This window comes from Roseibium sp., assembly GCF_039982295.1.
In the GTDB taxonomy this organism is placed as follows: Bacteria; Pseudomonadota; Alphaproteobacteria; order Rhizobiales; family Stappiaceae; genus Roseibium.
The window spans coordinates 1-16949 of the sequence record NZ_JBDWYP010000029.1; the positions used below are offsets into that span (position 1 = coordinate 1).

16 protein-coding genes are annotated in these 16949 nt (G+C 59.0%); 3 read left to right on the top strand and 13 right to left on the bottom strand.

The genetic code is table 11. The features are described 5' to 3' along the window. Positions 1-115: 115 nt before the first annotated feature. Entirely contained in the window at positions 116-1654 is a 1539-nt protein-coding gene (locus tag ABJZ52_RS04630; protein WP_348190392.1) for a Do family serine endopeptidase, read from the bottom strand. A gap of 120 nt (positions 1655-1774) precedes the next feature. Further along, positions 1775-2452, bottom strand: a complete 678-nt coding sequence (locus tag ABJZ52_RS04635) for a glutathione S-transferase (protein ID WP_348190389.1) — start codon at positions 2450-2452, stop codon at positions 1775-1777. A gap of 296 nt (positions 2453-2748) precedes the next feature. Between ABJZ52_RS04635 and ABJZ52_RS04640 the strand changes: the two genes are divergently transcribed. After that, positions 2749-3822 carry a DUF2336 domain-containing protein gene (locus tag ABJZ52_RS04640; protein WP_348190387.1) on the top strand — a complete coding sequence of 358 codons (1074 nt, stop codon included), beginning with the start codon at positions 2749-2751 and terminating at the stop codon, positions 3820-3822. Between the two features lie 19 nt (positions 3823-3841). Here ABJZ52_RS04640 and ABJZ52_RS04645 read toward each other — a convergent pair whose 3' ends face one another. Next, the gene (locus ABJZ52_RS04645; protein ID WP_348190397.1) at positions 3842-5077 is read right to left on the bottom strand and encodes a bifunctional alpha/beta hydrolase/OsmC family protein; all 1236 of its coding nucleotides are present in this window, start codon (positions 5075-5077) and stop codon (positions 3842-3844) included. A 243-nt stretch (positions 5078-5320) separates the two neighbouring features. On the opposite strand from ABJZ52_RS04645, the gene ABJZ52_RS04650 reads away from it, so the two are divergent. After that, positions 5321-6316, top strand: coding sequence for a DUF2336 domain-containing protein (locus tag ABJZ52_RS04650; protein WP_348190384.1), 996 nt, complete (start codon positions 5321-5323; stop codon positions 6314-6316). A gap of 24 nt (positions 6317-6340) precedes the next feature. Here the strand turns inward: ABJZ52_RS04650 and ABJZ52_RS04655 are convergent, their stop codons facing one another. From ABJZ52_RS04655 to ABJZ52_RS04695, 9 genes are all read right to left on the bottom strand, one after another. Continuing rightward, the gene (locus tag ABJZ52_RS04655) at positions 6341-6820 is read right to left on the bottom strand and encodes a cytochrome c-type biogenesis protein (RefSeq protein WP_348190381.1); all 480 of its coding nucleotides are present in this window, start codon (positions 6818-6820) and stop codon (positions 6341-6343) included. A 5-nt stretch (positions 6821-6825) separates the two neighbouring features. Further along, a complete protein-coding gene (locus tag ABJZ52_RS04660) occupies positions 6826-8811 on the bottom strand; it encodes a heme lyase CcmF/NrfE family subunit (RefSeq protein WP_348190378.1) in 1986 nt (661 codons plus the stop codon). A 62-nt stretch (positions 8812-8873) separates the two neighbouring features. Further along, a complete protein-coding gene (gene ccmE / locus ABJZ52_RS04665; RefSeq protein WP_348190375.1) occupies positions 8874-9308 on the bottom strand; it encodes a cytochrome c maturation protein CcmE in 435 nt (144 codons plus the stop codon). Positions 9309-9348: 40 nt separating this feature from the next. Next, the gene (ccmI, locus tag ABJZ52_RS04670) at positions 9349-10503 is read right to left on the bottom strand and encodes a c-type cytochrome biogenesis protein CcmI (protein ID WP_348200035.1); all 1155 of its coding nucleotides are present in this window, start codon (positions 10501-10503) and stop codon (positions 9349-9351) included. A 100-nt stretch (positions 10504-10603) separates the two neighbouring features. Further along, positions 10604-12004 carry a hypothetical protein gene (locus tag ABJZ52_RS04675; protein ID WP_348190370.1) on the bottom strand — a complete coding sequence of 467 codons (1401 nt, stop codon included), beginning with the start codon at positions 12002-12004 and terminating at the stop codon, positions 10604-10606. 363 nt (positions 12005-12367) lie between these two features. Further along, positions 12368-12805 carry an RT0821/Lpp0805 family surface protein gene (locus ABJZ52_RS04680; protein WP_348190367.1) on the bottom strand — a complete coding sequence of 146 codons (438 nt, stop codon included), beginning with the start codon at positions 12803-12805 and terminating at the stop codon, positions 12368-12370. Between the two features lie 156 nt (positions 12806-12961). Next, complete coding sequence (locus ABJZ52_RS04685; protein ID WP_348200034.1) at positions 12962-14371, bottom strand: ATP-binding protein; 1410 nt, start codon at positions 14369-14371, stop codon at positions 12962-12964. Further along, positions 14361-15029, bottom strand: coding sequence for a response regulator transcription factor (locus ABJZ52_RS04690; protein WP_348188623.1), 669 nt, complete (start codon positions 15027-15029; stop codon positions 14361-14363). Before ABJZ52_RS04690 ends, ABJZ52_RS04685 begins: the two co-directional genes overlap by 11 nt. Positions 15030-15060: 31 nt before the next feature. After that, complete coding sequence (locus ABJZ52_RS04695; protein WP_348188625.1) at positions 15061-15324, bottom strand: hypothetical protein; 264 nt, start codon at positions 15322-15324, stop codon at positions 15061-15063. A 123-nt stretch (positions 15325-15447) separates the two neighbouring features. Here ABJZ52_RS04695 and ABJZ52_RS04700 point away from each other — a divergent pair, with 123 nt between their 5' ends. Then, positions 15448-16248 carry a DUF1194 domain-containing protein gene (locus tag ABJZ52_RS04700; protein ID WP_348188627.1) on the top strand — a complete coding sequence of 267 codons (801 nt, stop codon included), beginning with the start codon at positions 15448-15450 and terminating at the stop codon, positions 16246-16248. A gap of 2 nt (positions 16249-16250) precedes the next feature. On the opposite strand, the gene ABJZ52_RS04705 is transcribed toward ABJZ52_RS04700, so the two are convergent. Beyond that, positions 16251-16946, bottom strand: coding sequence for a YafY family protein (locus ABJZ52_RS04705; RefSeq protein ID WP_348188629.1), 696 nt, complete (start codon positions 16944-16946; stop codon positions 16251-16253). Positions 16947-16949: the final 3 nt, after the last annotated feature.

The following is a 16949-nucleotide window of genomic DNA, read 5'->3' on the forward strand; positions in this document are numbered from 1 at the left end:
TGAGGATCTGCCGCCGGACGTCTCGACAGGTTCAGGCGGGAATGGGGCATCAAGCCTGGACTTGCCGAAGGAGCTCTGGCACCGGCAGGGGCACGCCGGTTCCAGAGTTTCAGGGTCAGCCGATGTTCATCGGCAGGGCCACGAACCGGGTGGCGTCGTTGTTTTCGATCCGGAAGAGCACTGCCTTGCGGCCATTTTCTTCCGCATCGGCGACAGCCTTGACCACATCGGACGGCGTCTTGACGGCAGTACCTGCCACTTCGACGATGCGGTCACCGCGGCGAAGGCCTTTTTCGGCGGCCGCGCCACTCGGATCGACTTCTGCAATCACCACACCTTCGCCATCGACGCCGGCTTCATCGGCCGTGACGAGTTCGAGACCCATGTCATCCAGGCTGGTCCGCTCAGGGGCGACGGTCTCCGCAGAAGCAACCTTTTCAGCTTCCGGCAGCTTTCCAAGGGTAACCTCAATGGTCTTTTCCTTGCCATTGCGCCAGACGGTGATGTCGACATCCGTGTCTGGCTCATAAGCCGCGATGATCTTGGACAGCTCACGCGGCCCTTCAACCTTGGCACCCTCGACGGACAAGATGGTATCGCCTGACTTCAGGCCTGCCTTTTCGGCCGGACCGCCGTCCTGGGCATCGGCCACAATTGCACCGCTCGCTTCGTCGAGCCCAAGGCTTTCCGCAATGTCATCGCTGACGCCCTGGATGTGAACTCCAAGCCAGCCACGAACGACAGAGCCGTCGTCCCTCAGGTCCATGATCACATCCGTCGCAGTCGACGCCGGAATGGCAAAGGCAATGCCGACATTGCCGCCGGAAGGCGAGAAGATCGCAGCGTTCACGCCAATGACCTCACCCTTCATGTTGAAGGCAGGGCCGCCCGAGTTGCCGCGATTGACCGGCGCATCGATCTGGATGAAATCATCGTAAGGTCCGGCACCAATATCGCGGCCACGAGCCGAAACAATACCTGCTGTGACGGAACCGCCGAGGCCAAAGGGATTGCCGATGGCAACGACCCACTCACCCACATGCGGGGCGTCATCTGCGAACTTCACATAGGTGAACTCACGGTCGGCATCGACTTTCAGAAGCGCAAGATCCGTACGCTTGTCCGCGCCGATCAGCTTGGCGTCGAATTCCTTGCCATCGTCCGTGACAATGGTGAACTCGGTGCCTTTGTCGATGACGTGATGATTGGTGACCAGATAGCCGTCTTCACTGATGAAAAACCCGGAGCCCTGGGACATGCCATACTGACGGGGCTGCTGCCGTTCGCCGCCGCGGTTCTGGGACTGGCCCTGCTCGCCGAACTGACGGAAGAAGCGTTGCAGCGGATGGTCCTTGGGCAGATCTTCAAAGAAGCTGCCGCCACGCCCACCGCCGAAGTTCATCATGCGCGGTTCGACTTCCTGCTTGACGCGAACACTCACCACAGCCGGCTGAACAGCCGTTACCACGGGAGAGAAATCGGTCGGCCCGGCCACGTCGACCTTGACGGCGTCCGCGAGGGCAAACTGGTTCGGAATGACAGTTTGGGCAGACAGAACGCCTGCAACGCCGAGCGCCATTGCGCCGGCCAACAGGCGGGTCCGGCGAGAGCGCAAGCCGCGGGAGGTTTCTGTGGTCTGGCTGTTTTGCATCATTAAAGTCCTTTGGTGACGAAGGGTCAGAATTCACGGATGGACGCTTCGCGGGGATGAAGCATTCCGTCCTGTCACCACGGACTATGTTTGATGTCGCCTTACAGCCGCCTGTCAGGCGGATTAAGCTTTTGTAATCTTGGCAAGAGCGCTGTTCGAGAAGATCAGAGCTGGATCACCGGCCTTCCAGGTCTGATACTTCGGCATGATCGCAGCAAAGCGCTCGCTGTCTTCGAAAGCCCGCAACCAGGCCTTCAGTCGCGGCCAGTCCGCCGCCTCAAACCAGTCCCGGTCCACGTTCGCAAACTGGCGCAGAAACGGGAGAAAAGCATAATCCGCTAGGCTGGCCGAGCGCCCGAACAGCCAGGGCGTGTTGCCCAGACGCTTTTCCAGATCGCTCAAAATGGCGGCGGCCGCAGCTCTCTCCCCCTCCGAAGACGCGTCGGGATACCGGGTGTCATACTTGTATCGGTCGAGATGCCTCTTGAAGTCACCGTCGAGCGTTTCGATCAACGACAGCATCTCGTCCAGCGTGCCTTCATCGGGTGCCAGCCAACCTTCGGGATCGGACTGCCGAAGTGCCCAGAGCATGATGTCCAGGCTCTCGTCGATGACATTGGCGTTGAGCAGATCAAGGCAGGGCACGGTTCCGCTCGGCGAAGCAGCCAGAAACTCAGGCGCCTTGTCGCGCAGCAAGACCTCGCGCAGTTCCACCTCCAGACCCGCCGACTGGAGTGCGAGGCGCGCGCGCATGGCATAGGGACACCGACGAAAAGAATAGAGGATCGGAAGTGTTGTCATCCTGCATTCTGTTGAAGAATTTGGCCGGTTCGTCAAGGCCAGCGCCTTTCCCTACGCCATTTCCCATGAACGTCACCCAGATCCACGCAGACTGGCCCCGATGAGACAAAGCCATTCCTGAAAGAGACAGAAACCTTCCGGCGACGTCACTGTAAAGACTGACAATAAAACGCCTGCCCCTACGTATTCACACCCATGAAAAAATGGAATTCCATCGAATTTCACACCTACTTTCTTACAGTTATTTAAGTTCCCTGGGGCATGTTGCCTCGACACGTTCAACACTCGGTTTTTTCATGCTCAACTCATTGGTCGACCTTGCCAAGGAAAGCAGCAGCGACAAACGTCGCGAGCTCATGGGTCAGGTCTCGGCACTCTTCATTGCGGACGCAGATCGCTACACCAGCGAAGAGATGACGCTCTTCACCGGCGTTCTGAAAAAGCTCCTTCGTGAAGCGGAAACCCAGGAAAAGGCGAAACTCTCGGCCCGGCTTGCCCACGTCGATGAAACGCCGAATGAGTTGGCGCTCGAACTGGCGAATGATGATGCAGCCATCGCGAAATACATGCTGCAGTATTCCAATTCGCTCACACGCGACGACCTGATCCTGCTGGCCCGCAGCAAGGGACAGGATCACCTGCTTGCCATTTCAAAACGCGATCATCTCGAGAGCAGGCTCACGGACATCCTCCTGGAGCGCGGCGAACAGCCAGTACGCCGATCCATTGCTGACAACCCGGGCGCCGAACTTTCGGAATGGGGCATGCGCCTGCTCATGAAGTTGGCCGGAAGCGACGCACCGCTGCGCGAGAGCATGACCCATCGCGCAGATCTTTCAGCCGAGCATTTCGAAAAACTGATCAGCCTGCTTCCGGAGGATCAAGGGACCCGCGTCCGCAACCTGCATGCGCAGAACGGCAAGCTCGTCGAGAAGATCTTTCACGATGCCGGAAAGGCCGTGGCGGGCGGCTCGCTCGAGCGCAAACGCTCACGGCTGGATGCCAAAGTGGCGCTCAAGGATATTCGAAGCGGCAAGACCAGTTTGAATGAGGTCTTTCTCGCCTACTCGCTGTCCCGGAACCTGTATGATCTTGCCTTCATTCTTGCCCAGATGTCCGGCCTGGATCAGAAGTATGTCACCAACGTGATGATCAGATACGAGATCGACGGTGTCGCGGTGCTTTGCCGTGCGCTATCTATCGGCACCAGCGAGTTCAATATGTTCTGCAAGGCACGTGGGGCACACCTGAAGCTGTCCAAAAACGCGATCGAGAACTGGATGCGTGACTATCAGCTGTTGTCGGAAGACGACGCCCAGCGTGTCCTGCGCTTCATCAAGGTTCGCCTGAAGATGGCTGAAACCGCCTGACTTGAGTCAGGCCGATCTCCTAGGGATCGACCGCCTTGGTCACAATCGCCGCGCCGGTCTCAAGGGTTTTGTGCACGGGGCATTTGTCGGCGATTTCCAGCAATCTTTCCCGGACTTCGGGAGCGAGGTCGCCCTCGACGGAGATCCTGCGTTCAAACCGGTCGACACGGCCGGACTGACCACGATGCGCCTCGCTGCAATCCTCGCAATCAGCCGCATGCACCTTGCCATGGACAACGGTCGTCGAAATGCGCTCGACCGGCAGGCCCTTCCTGTCGGCATACATGCGCAGGGTCATGACCGTGCAGGCTCCCAGGGCGCTGGACAGCAAATCGTAGGGCGAAGGTCCGCTGTCGAGACCGCCGACACCTGTCGGCTCATCCGCAATCAACCTGTGCGCCCCACTGGTGACAGCCACCTGAAACTTGCCAAGGCCCGTCTCGGCCACTTCGACACCCTCGCCAGTCCTGCCGACAGCGGCCTGCGGCGACGCATCCAGATACCGGTTTGCCCAGGCCGAGATGACACGGGCCGCATAGGCCGCATCCGCTCCATCGCTCAGCAAATGATCTGCCGTGTCCAACGACACGAAGCTCTTGGGGTGCTTGGCCGCGACGAAGATCTCGGTGGCATTTTCTATACCAACCGTTTCGTCTCCAGGTGCATGCATAACCAGGAGCGCCTTGCCGAGGCTTTCGATCTTCCGGGACAGGACCTGGCCGGTGGCATCCTCGACAAATTCCCTGCGAATTGTGAACTCTCGGCCGGCGAGCATGACCTTCCCCTCGCCCTGCTCGCGAATGGCATCAAGCGATCCTTCGAAATTCTTCAGGACATGACCGACATCAGAGGGCGCCCCGATCGTCGCCACGGCACGGACTTCGGGCAAGTCGCCCGCAGCCGCCAGAACAGCGGCGCCACCAAGGGAGTGCCCGATCAGCAATTGCGGCGCCTGATAGTGCTCGGTCAGAAAAGCAGCTGCATGTTTCAGATCCTCGACATTGGAGGAAAAGTCGGTTGAGGCAAAATCCCCGCCACTTCCTCCCAGACCTGTAAAATCAAACCGCAGAACGCCAATGCCTTCGGCAATCAAGGCTTCGGCAATATGACGCGCGGCAGCGATATCCTTGGAACAGGTGAAACAATGCGCAAAGAGTGCGAAGGCACGCACATCTCCGGTCGGCCTATCAAGGCGCGCCGCCAGCTTTACGCCGTGTGCCCCTTCAAACTCCAGCTTCCGTGCCCTGTTTGCCATGTTCCCTCGCAATTTTGACATGCGGAACATCCAGCCCGCTGCAAATCTGGCCTTGAAATAAGTCGCGATCTCGAGGTCGCAAGTCAATTGCACATAACGAAAATGTGCCCCCTGGTCAGTCGTGCGACTGTCTCCGACGGGCCACACGATGATTGCAAAAATTACCAATCTTTGAACGCTATTTTATCCAATTGTGAAGATTTTCGAATCTACACTCAAGACTAGATTGGAACTGGTCGGATCATGCTCGATTCTCTTATAGAACAGGCAAAGGACATCTCTAGCGACAAGCAAAAGAAGCTTGTCGAACACGTGACAACGCAGTTTGTCGAGAGAGCACGCCTTCAAAGACGCGAAGAAATCGGGACCTACAACGGGATTCTGGAAGGTGTCTACGACAAGCTTCCGGCCGAAGAACGCCAAAAGATCTCCGACCGCCTGACTGATGTCGATGCGACCTCGTCAGTGTTGGCGGCCAAGGTCGCCCGGGACGATCTGCCCATTGCCCGCAGGATGATCGCCGAATCCAAATCCCTGAAAGAGAGTGACCTTCTCACACTTGCTTCGGAAACCAGTCAGGAACACATGCTGGAGATCGCCAAGCGTGATCATCTCAGCAGTCGGCTGACCAAGAAACTTATCGACCGCGGCGGCAAGGCCGTTCACAAGTCCCTGGCGCTCAATCTCGGCGCCGAAATGACGCCAGAAGACTTCGAGATAGTCGTCAAGGAATTGCCGAAACAGATGGGCGAAAAGGTACGCCATCTGCGCAAGTCCAACGAGCAGCTGCTTGAGGATCTGTTCAAGGACGAAAGCGAGGCCATGACGGGCCCGCCGATTGAAAAGAAAGAGGTCCGCATTGCTGTCCGACAGTGGATGATGGGCATCAAGTCAGGCCAGGTAACCCTGACCAAGGCCATCTCGCAGATGGCGATGGAAAAGAACCTCTACGACATCACCCTGATGCTCTCGGTGGTCTCGGGCCTGGAACACAAGCATGTTCTGAGCCTGATGAACCGCTTCGATTCGTCCGGCATCGCAACACTCTGCCGGGCGTCAAACATTGACGACACCTCCTACTCGGGCATTTGCACATGTCGGTGTCATCATCTGAAGTTCCCACCATCGACCGGGAACAAATGGCTGACCAATTACCACGTTCTTGATCCGACCGATGCCAAGCGGCTGCTTGAACTGATGAAGTACAAGTTGACTTCCGTAAACGGCGAAGCGGCCTAGGGCTCTTGTGAAGCGTCAATCCTGCTAACTTTTAGGTTCTTGCAGAAGCCTGTCGAGACGGGCCTGCTCCTCGTCGCTCAAGGGCTTCGGCACGGTCTCCGACACCCCACTCTTTCGGCGGCGGATTGCGAGAAAGAGACCCACAAGGCCAGCCAGAAGGGCGACAGGACCCGCTGCCCAAAGCACCAGATTGTGCCAGGCAAACCTCGGCTTCAGCAGGACAAATTCGCCATAGCGTGACACCAGATAATCCATGACCTGGGCATCGCTGTCGCCGGCGACAAGGCGCTCGCGCACCAGAACCCGCAAATCCTTGGCCAGAGGCGCATCGCTGTCGTCGATCGATTGGTTCTGACACACCATACAGCGCAGATTGGCCGACAGTGCGCGGGCACGCGCCTCCAAGACGGGATCGTCCAGCACCTCGTCAGGTGCAACCGCCAAGGCCGAACCGAGCCAGATGAACGCCAGGGCGAAGACCACAAAGAAGGACTTGAGCTTCATCTGGTCTACTCCGCAGCCTGAGGGGACGGCGCGGCACGCCGCGCCGGTTTGGGTGCCCCGACGCGAAGGCGGCGGTCGGCAATGGAGACCAGCCCGCCGAAGGCCATGATCATGCAGCCAATCCAGATTAACGTCACAAGCGGCTTGAAGTAGACACGCACGTCCACCGCACCGTCGTCACGTCCCTCGCCAAGGGAAAGATAGAGCTGCGAGAACCATGAGGTCATGATCGCAGCTTCCGTGGTCGGCATCTGGCGCGCTGTATAAAGCCGCTTGGACGGCTCCATCTTCTCAACGATGGTGCCGCCGGTCCGCACGGTGAAATGCCCGACGTCCTCGCGGTAGTTCGGTCCCTTGCGTGGCACCACGCCATCAAAGGTCAGCTCATAGCCGGAGAGTTCGACATTTTCGCCCGGCTTCATTGTCAGGATCCGCTCTTCCTGGAATGCGGATGCGGTGACAATGCCCAGAACCGTCACGCCGACGCCGAAGTGAGCGATGGACGTGCCCCAGGCAGAGCCCGGCAAGCCCTTCAGCCGCGAGAACCCTCGAGACAGTCCAACTTCGAAGAGTTTCACTCGCGTCAGGATCTCGACGATGGCACCGGTCATGACCCAGACAGCGAGGCCGACGCCAAGAGGCGCCAAGACACGCTCCAGGCCCCAAAGCCAAAGCGTGAAGAGACAGGCTAGGATGGCAATGCCAAAGGCCGCATAAAGCCTCTGGCTGGCTGCAAGCAGATCACCGCGTTTCCAAGCCAGAACCGGCCCAAACGGCACTGCAATCAGCAGCGGGATCATCAAAGGCCCGAAGGTGAGGTTGAAGAATGGCGCGCCAACGGAAATCTTCTCACCGGTGATGACATCCAGAGCAAGCGGATAGAGCGTCCCGACGAAAACGGCGACGGTCGCGGCCGTGAGGAAGAGGTTGTTCAAGACCAGCGCGCCCTCACGGCTGATCGGCGCGAACAGACCGCCCTGCTTGAGCATTGGCGCTCGCCAGGCATAAAGCGTCAACGAGCCTCCGATGAAGAGACACAGAAGCACGAGGATAAAGACGCCGCGCTCCGGATCCGTCGCGAAGGCATGGACACTGGTCAACACGCCCGATCGCACGAGAAAGGTGCCCAGCAACGAAAGCGAGAAGGTGAAAATTGCGAGGAGGACGGTCCAGACCTTCAACGCATCACGCTTTTCCATGACGATGGCAGAATGCAAGAGAGCGGTGCCTGCGAGCCATGGCATGAAGGAGGCGTTCTCGACCGGATCCCAGAACCACCAGCCACCCCAGCCGAGCTCATAGTAGGCCCAGTAGGATCCCATCGCGATGCCGGCGGTGAGGAACACCCACGCCAGAAGGGTCCAGGGCCGCACCCACCGCGCCCAGGCTGCATCAAGCCGCCCCAGAATCAGGGCAGCAACGGCGAAGGAGAAGGTGATCGAGAAGCCGACGTAACCGATGTAGAGCAGCGGCGGATGGATTGCGAGGCCGATATCCTGAAGGATCGGATTGAGGCCATTGCCCTCAAGCGGCGCTTGGACAATCCGGTTGAAGGGATTGGAGGTGGCCAGAATGAACAGGATAAAGCCTGCGGTGACCCAGCTTTGCACAGCCAGGGTCGCAGCACGAAGCGACGCTGGAATGTTGGTGCCGAAGAACCCGACAAGCGCACCGAAGAACACCAGGATCAGGACCCAGAGCAGGACAGAGCCCTCGTGATTGCCCCAGACACCGGAGATCTTGTAAATCAGCGGCTTGGCAGAGTGAGAGTTTTCCCAAACGTTTACGACAGAAAAATCCGAAGACAGGTAGGCAACCGTCAGCGCGGCAAAAGACACCGCGACCAGCATAAAGAGAGCGACCGATACAGGCGGAGCGATCGCCATAAGCCGGCTGTCCTCGCGCACAGCACCAACCATTGGCAGCACCGACTGGATGAGCGACAGCGCAAAAGCCAATACGAGAGCATAATGTCCAAGTTCAACGATCATGGCGTGTTCTCACGTTCCCGTTTCTAGCTTGCCGACAACAGGTTCAGCATGGGCGGAAAGGGTCATTCTCCCTGCCAGACGCCCTGTTCCTTGAGCGCCTCCGCGACTTCCTTGGGCACATAATTTTCGTCATGCTTGGCCAGCACGTTATCGGCAACGAAGACGCCTCGCGCATCGATCACACCTTCTGTCACGACGCCCTGCCCCTCACGAAACAGATCGGGAAGAATGCCCTTGTAGGTGACGGCGACGGAATTGACCGTGTCGGTTACCTTGAAAGACACATTGGCATCATCGGAACGCACAACCGTACCTTCCTCGACCAGGCCGCCAAGACGGATGCGCTGGCCAGGCGGGATCGCCTTTTCGGCAATGTCTGTCGGGCTCTGGAAGAAGACGATCTGATCGTTCAGCGCGAACAGAATAAGACCGACCGCAACCGCCAAAACGGCTCCGGCGACCCCGATCATGGTCAGGCGCCTTTGTTTTCTTGTCATATGTTTGCGTCCGTTTCCTCGTAGTCGAAAGCTCTGCCCCTCAGGAGCCTTCTATACCTGCCTTTTCGGCCATTTCATTGATCCGTCCCAAGGACGAAGTATCTTCTGCAAACACTTTTCGGGCTTTTGTCAGCACCGCCGCCGCCTTATCACCTTCGTCCAGAACGGTATAAGCCCGGATCAGCCGAAGCCATTCGTCAACAGTCCCCCCGGTATCATCGAGCCGCTCAGCCAGTCCCTCGACCATCCCGGAGATCATGGCTGTGCGGTCCTGCTCCGTCATGTCGCTTGCAGCTGCAACGTCTTCAGAACTTGGCCCGGGAAGAACCTCCCCTGACCCAAGCCGGCCTGCCATCTGCGTTCCGCCAAGCTTGGCAAGTTCCGCCTGAGCGACAGGAACCCAGGCTTCACCGGGGTCAGCGCCCTCAAGAAGGGATGACCAGGAGGCAATTGCCTCTTCTGACTTGCCTTCCTGACCAAGGGCAAGCGCAAGAAAGAAACGGGGTTTGACGGCGTCCGGCTCAAGCGCAACGGCGCGCTCGAAAGCAGCGCGGGCATCGACACTAACGATGCCGTCATTGGCAACGGTCAGAGCTTCGCCGAAGTCCGTTTCCCGTTGGGCTGTCGCGCCCAAAAGACGGATTGCGTTGGCGTACGCGTTGGCCGCCGCCTTCGGATTGCCCATGCGCATATAGACGGGCGCCACAACACTCCAGCCCTGGCCGTCCTGCGGATTTTCTGACAAGTGCCGTTCGACGCGGGCGACAAGTACGTCGACCGACTGGTTTTCCGCCGGTTCCGACAGGCGCGCGAAAAGCGGCTGATCGGGCAGATCAGGCGACCCGAGATACAGATAGAGCCCGAAGGAACCAAGCGGCAGGACGACGAGCGCGGTGACCATGGCAACGCGCAGCAATGCACCACTCTTGCTTCCGGTCTCACTGCCATGCCGGCGTTCATCGGCGGCCAACAGGCGACGGGAGATTTCAGTTCGCGCGGCAACGGCGGCTTCGGCTTCGATCAATCCGCGCTCGAGATCCCGGTCAACTTCTGCAAGTTGCTGGCGATAAACTGCCGTGTCGGCGGTTTGCTCGGCCTCCACGGCTTCTTCCGCGCGCGCACTGCGGGCCAGTGGCACAAGGATCGACAGGGCGGCAGCAGCCGTCATGACGGCAATCAGGATCCAGAACATCATGGAGCACTATAGAGCGCGACCGCGTCAGGAAGGCAAGCGCAAGACTATGTGACCAGCCGTCGCGGAAAGACTGGCGCAGAAGGTAGGCCGAGGCAGAAATCTACTGCCGGCGCATCTGCCCGACGGCGGCCTTTTTGGCAGGGCCAGGCGCAAGGGTTTCAGCCTTTGCTATGATCTTGGTGCTCAAGGCTGTCTGTCGGCTTCGACGAAGTTGCTGTGCATACTCGCCGCCAAAGTAAATCTCCGACAGCATAATGGCCACATCGACCGCAGCAAGATGAGCTTCCCTCGCCTTGCCATCCGTCTTGTGAAGCTCGCTGATCAGCGACCTTGTCAGGATTTCTAGGGTTTGCTCGACCGCCTGCCGCGTCCGCTTGCCGATGTCGTTGACTGCAAAGGTCTGCGAGGCATTACGGACCATGACAACCACCCGAAGCGCCCGAACAGCATCGTCGATAACAGTCTGGTCCTGATCAAGTTCTCCGGCTTCATCAAAGCCGGGGATCATCAGTGAGCGCCGGACCGCACCATGCGCATTTTGCAATTCGCTCGTGACAATCTCCGAAATGTCCTTCTTGGTCGCCGACAGACGTTTTTGCCACTTCCCGGCGTGGGACAGGTCCATGTCGAGTTCAACGCCCCGCACCAGGCTGTGGTACTCTGACAAGGCCTGGGAGAACGCGACAGGATCCGGATTATTGTTGCGGTGCTCGTGAGCAAGGATGTTCAACCGTTCGGCTTCGCTCAGCACCACATCGACGAAGGGAGAAAACTTTGAGTTGCCAATGGCCTTGGCATCGTCAGTTCGCGCCAGACGTCCGGCAAGAGAGCATAGGGCAGAAGGTGTGTCCGCACGTTCCAAAAGAGCCGCAGCAACGACCGGGATATGATCAGGAAAACGGGTCGACGCCTTTTCAACCAGTTTTAGAACGCCCTTTCCGGTCTTGAGACCGGCCTCGTCAAGGCTTTCAGGCACTGCGTTCAGGAATGGCATCAACCAGCCTTCGGCAGCAAAAATCTTGTTGATGTCCTTGAGTTCATCGATACCGCGTTCTCCGCCCACTTCCATGCCGAGACGGCGGCGGTCCTTGTCGGAAATCTCGATCTTGTGAAGGACATCGCCGACGGCCTCGACAGAGCTCTTGCGCAGGCTTTTGACCAACGTTTCCATCCGCTCTTCGCTGATGGTGTCCTGTTCGGCCTGGTCCAGCACGCGTTTGACGTCACCTGGCAGGACATCGCGGCCGATCCACTGCCAGACACGGTTGAGAACCGCGCGATTGACACGGCCCTCCTGTTTGGTCGGCAGGTGTTCGTTGATCAGGAACTCGTCAAGCGGTGTGAAGAAAAGACGCTGAACCTGATTGCGGCGCAGGACACCGCGCGGCAAATCGTCAAGTTGTGGATCAGGTTTTCGAAGAAGATCTAGCGACGCCGCGAGTATCAATTCAATATGAGCGTCGGCAGAACCGGATTTCTTTGCACGCTCCAGATTCCGCACAAGTGTTTCCACAGCCCGCGGAGAGAGCTCTTGCAAATACCTTCGTATCTTGTTGGTAACAATCTCGGTTTCTGACATCTTCCGCTGACATAAACGTGCGCCGCCCAGACCGGACGATATCTGCAGACCTTTAAACAAAGGTTGAGAAACCGCGACCGCGTTGCAACCGGGCAGCGGGAAATGTATTCGGTGACAGTAACTTAGGGAGAGGCTCTCAAGGAGCCTACAGCGCAGGCTTTAGCGTCGTGTCACTCGCGTAGCATTCCCTTGGGCGCAGGGGAAACTCGCACTATCGCTCGAATAACGTTTGGTAAATCATGAAAGCGCGGCCAGCAGGCAATTTCCCCGGCGTTTGTGCAGCAGTCAGGTGAGCGTTTTCCAGGACCCGTCTTCCTGACGACACGCCGTACCGCGCGAGGTCAGAGCCGCGCCATTCAGGATCATCTCGTGGGTAAATTCCCGGCAGGATGTGTCGTTGACCTGATAAACCGGCCCGGGACGAACCTGGCCGCTGCGACCGGTTTCCTCATTTTGCCAGGAGACGGCAACGCCGTTGGCACGTGCGCGCAGCGCCCGTTTCTGGGCCTCCGCAACGGCCTTATAATCAGAGCTTTCGAGGGATTGGCCGAATTCGTTGTTCACAAGAACAGCGATTGCCGTGCTGGCTTCGTCTTCTGCCACACCGGAGGTGCTGGCACCGAACTGGCTTCCCCATGTCCCCTGACTGCCACCGGGGGCGGAACTGCAGGCAGCAAGACCGACCGCCAGCAGAATGAGGCATGAAAGAGTACGAACCCGCATTTATCGCTCCGTCGTCATGACGCCTTGGACCCTCGAGACGATGGCCCTGGAAATGAATCAAGTCTGATCTTTACACTTATAGGCATTTTTTATGGCGGAACTACGCCTACGACAGGGCAAAGACCGTGACAGAGGTCACAATTGCGTAACGGAATGTTACACTGAGGGCAGGATCAGCCGCGCCCGCAAGCCGCCGATCTCGGCGCGGTCCAGCTCCAGACGTCCGCCGTAAAGCCCTGCAAGATCAGCAACAATGGAGAGACCAAGCCCAGTTCCAGGCACCGTCTCGTCCAGCCGTCGGCCACGCTTCACAGCCTCACGGCGCTCTTCCTGCGACAAGCCCGGGCCGTCGTCTTCCACGGCCAGTTCGAACAACTCGCGCGTCGCCTCGCCGTGCTGCAACTGACGAACATGGACGACCACCCGGGAATTTGCCCACTTGCAGGCGTTGTCGAGCAGGTTTCCCGCCAGCTCTTCCAGATCCTGCTGTTCCCCCCGAAATCTCAGGCCGTCAGGCATGGCGCCTTCAAGCTCGACATCCCGCTCCCGGTAGATCTTGGACATGGCCCGCGTCAGGCGAGACAAGATCGGCTCGACCTCGCAGGAGACGCCGATGACGCGTCGTTGAGCCGCCATGCGGGCGCGCTCCAGATGATGCTGGATCTGGGTCGACATGATTTCCGCCTGTTCGCCGACCTTGTCAGCAAATGGCCCGGCTGCTGTCCGCGCCTCATTTGAAATCACGCTCAAGGGTGTTTTCAGGCCATGGGCCAAATTGCCCACATGGGTTCGCGAACGTTCGACGATTTCGCGATTGGAATGGATCAGGGCGTTGAGTTCCACCGCCAGTGGCGCGAGCTCGACCGGCAGGTTCTCGTCAATCTCATCGGCTTCACCGCGCCGCACCTCGCCAAGAGAGGTCCTCAGACGCACGAGCGGCCTGAGACCAACGCGCACCTGAAGGAACACCGCACCGACAAGACCGGCGCCAATGACCACGAGCGTCAGAACCACCTGATTTGCAAAGTCACGCACATCGGCACGGAAACCCGCGGTCTCGGCAGCAACTGTTATGATGAACTCCGCACTGCCAAGCCCGATACGTTGCTGGCGCACCCGGACCTCCTCGTTGCCCGGCCCCGTACCGAAGGAACTGCGATTTTCCGCGGAACCAAGCGGCTCGACATCAAGCGGGTCGCCGACCAGCGAAAGAGAAGCGAAGCGAATCTTTTCGCCATTTGCAGCCTCGGCAACCGTCCAGTACCAGCCCGACAAGGGCAGCGAGAACCTGGGCTCTCCGACGCCCTTGGGCTCACGGACAGGCGCACTTTCGCCCGCAGCCGGATCGGGGACCATCTCGGCCAGAATGGACTTCACATAGACATCAAGCTGGGCATCGAACGCCCGTTCGCTGGCAGCCTGATAAAGTCCGACCAGAATGAAACCCGCGACTGCCAGCGCAAGAACGGACCAGACGGCCGCGACGACAACAAGGCGCCCGGAAAGGGAACGTGGCTTGCGTCCTGCTCCGGCGGGTTTTCCGCCCTGTACAGGCTCACTCGTCAACGGGTGCGCCCAAGCGGTAACCAAGCCCGCGAATCGTCTCGATCATGTCCGCGCCGATCTTCTTGCGCAAACGACCGACAAACACTTCCACCGTGTTGGAATCTCGATCGAAATCCTGCTCGTACAGATGCTCGGTCAGTTCCGTGCGCGAGATGACCTTGCCCTGGTGATGCAGGAGATAGGACAGCAGGCGATACTCGTGAGAGGTCAACTTGACGGGGTTGCCATCATGCGTGACGCGCCCTGCTCTCAGGTCAAGACGAACAAGGCCACATGTGATTTCATTGGATGCATGACCGGCGGCCCGGCGCACCAAAGCGCGTACGCGGGCCAGAACCTCTTCCATGTGGAAGGGCTTGGCGACATAGTCGTCGGCACCAGCATCTATTCCGGCCACCTTGTCCGACCAGCGATCGCGGGCGGTCAGGATGAGAACCGGCATGGCCCTGCCATCTCGGCGCCAGGTCTCCAGGACGGACAGACCGTCGAGCTTCGGCAGGCCGAGATCGAGCACAACCGCATCATAGGGCTCCGTGTCGCCGAGAAAGTGCCCCTCCTCGCCGTCAAACGCCGTGTCGACCGCATAGCCCGCCTCGCCCAGCGCCGTTACCAGCTGACGATTGAGGTCGGCATCATCTTCCACCACGAGCAAGCGCATCTGAAATCCTGTCGTTCCAAAATCAATAAAGTCAGCGGCTGGCGTTCAGCACCTTGGTCTGCACCTTGCCGCCGACCAGAACCGACAACCGATAGACATAGCGGCCACCTTCAATACACAGCTGCGCCTTGACGATTTCCCCGCCCGCAGCCGATTTCATCGAGCCGAGCGACGCAGCCTTGCCGCTCGCAACCGCCTGACGCGCCTCGCCCTGGGACAGGCACTGCGCGCTGGCAGGCGCCGCCGTCAGCAGGGTCAGGACAAGAAGGGCAAAAACACGTTTCAAAAGTACCACCTTCGGGCTTCCAGGGTCGGGCGCTGTGGAGAGGCATACCGTCCGCCTCACTCGCCGCACAACCGACGTCTATCACGTCTTATCTGATCGTTTTCTAGCAAGAGCCAGCTGAACACGACATGAATGACGGAACAAGCCTTTCGGCACGACGATTTTTTCGGCAACATGTTGAAAATCGTCAAGAACGCTGAACAGAAAGGCCAGGTGATGCTGGGGAAAACAAAAAGACGCGGCGCTTGTACGTTTTTGACCGCGACCCTTCTGGCCTTACCTGCCCCAGCGTCGGCCTGCGCTCTGGCCCTTGTCGTTGCGATGGACGGATCATCAAGTGTCAGTCCGCAAGAGCACACATTCCAGCTTGAAGGCCTCTCCGGCGCACTCAAAGATGAAGATGTACGCCGGGCCATCCAGAGCCTGGGCGGTATCTGGTTCTCCAGCTTCGAATGGAGCGGGCGCTATCAGCAGCATGTTCAGATCGACTGGCGATTCCTAGAGAGCGATGACAGCATTTCAGCTGCGGCGGCAGACCTTGCGGCCTCCGACAGAGGCTACACCGAGTTTCCGACAGCCCTTGGATACGCCCTGGGCTTTGCCGCGGTTCATCTGGCAAAAGTGCCGGAGCCCTGCGCGCGCAAGGTTGTGGACGTGGCCGGTGACGGCATCAACAACGAGGGGTTCAGCGCCGACAAGGCTTACGGGGCATTTCCCTTTGACGGCATCACGGTGAATGGTCTGGCGATCGCCGGAGCCGATCCCGATCCGGTCGCCTACTATCGGGATAAGGTCATCCGGGGCCCGGGCGCCTTTGTCGAAGTGGCCAAAGGCTTCGCCAATTATCGTGCGGCCATGAAACGCAAACTCCTGCGGGAGATCCGGGGCATGAACTTCGCGTCGGCCGAACCGGCATCCAGCATGGACCCCTAACATCACCTCCGGTGATGTCCTTGCTCTTCCATGCCGCGATAGAAGTCCTTGAGCGTCTTGCCCGGTTCGTGGCGGAAGCTGCTCTGCAGGTCGGTAATCGTATCGATCCGATCAAGGCGAAACATGCGGAAGTCGCTGCGCAATTCGCACCAGGCGACCAACGTCCAGACCTTACCCCAAAACCACAAGCCCAGCGGGCGCACCGTGCGCTCTGACGATTGGTTCTCTCCGTCACGATAAGCAAGAATCAACCGTTTGCGGCCATCGCTTGCAGCCTCCAGAACATCAATCCGCTCGCGAACCTCTGGTGTCATTTCCGGCGCAATGGCATGAACTTCAACGGAGCTTGTACGCTCGCGCATCGGGTCAGGTAGAACCGCGTCGATCTTGATCAGGGCCTCTTCGGCCGCTCGCGCCATTTCGGCGCCGCCCCATGCACGGATAAGACGGGCTCCGGCAATCAGTGCCACGATCTCGTCCCGGGAAAACATCAGTGGCGGAAGATCAAAGCCCGAGCGCAGGATGTACCCAACGCCGGCGGCGCCATCGACCGGCACGCCCGAAGCCTGCAGGTCCGCAATATCTCGGTAAATCGTGCGCTCGGACACTTCCAGCCATTCGGCCAGCTGCCGTGCGCGGACAAGCCGACCGCCGCGCAGATATTGCACGATTTGGAAAAGGCGGTCGGCTCGTCTCATCAT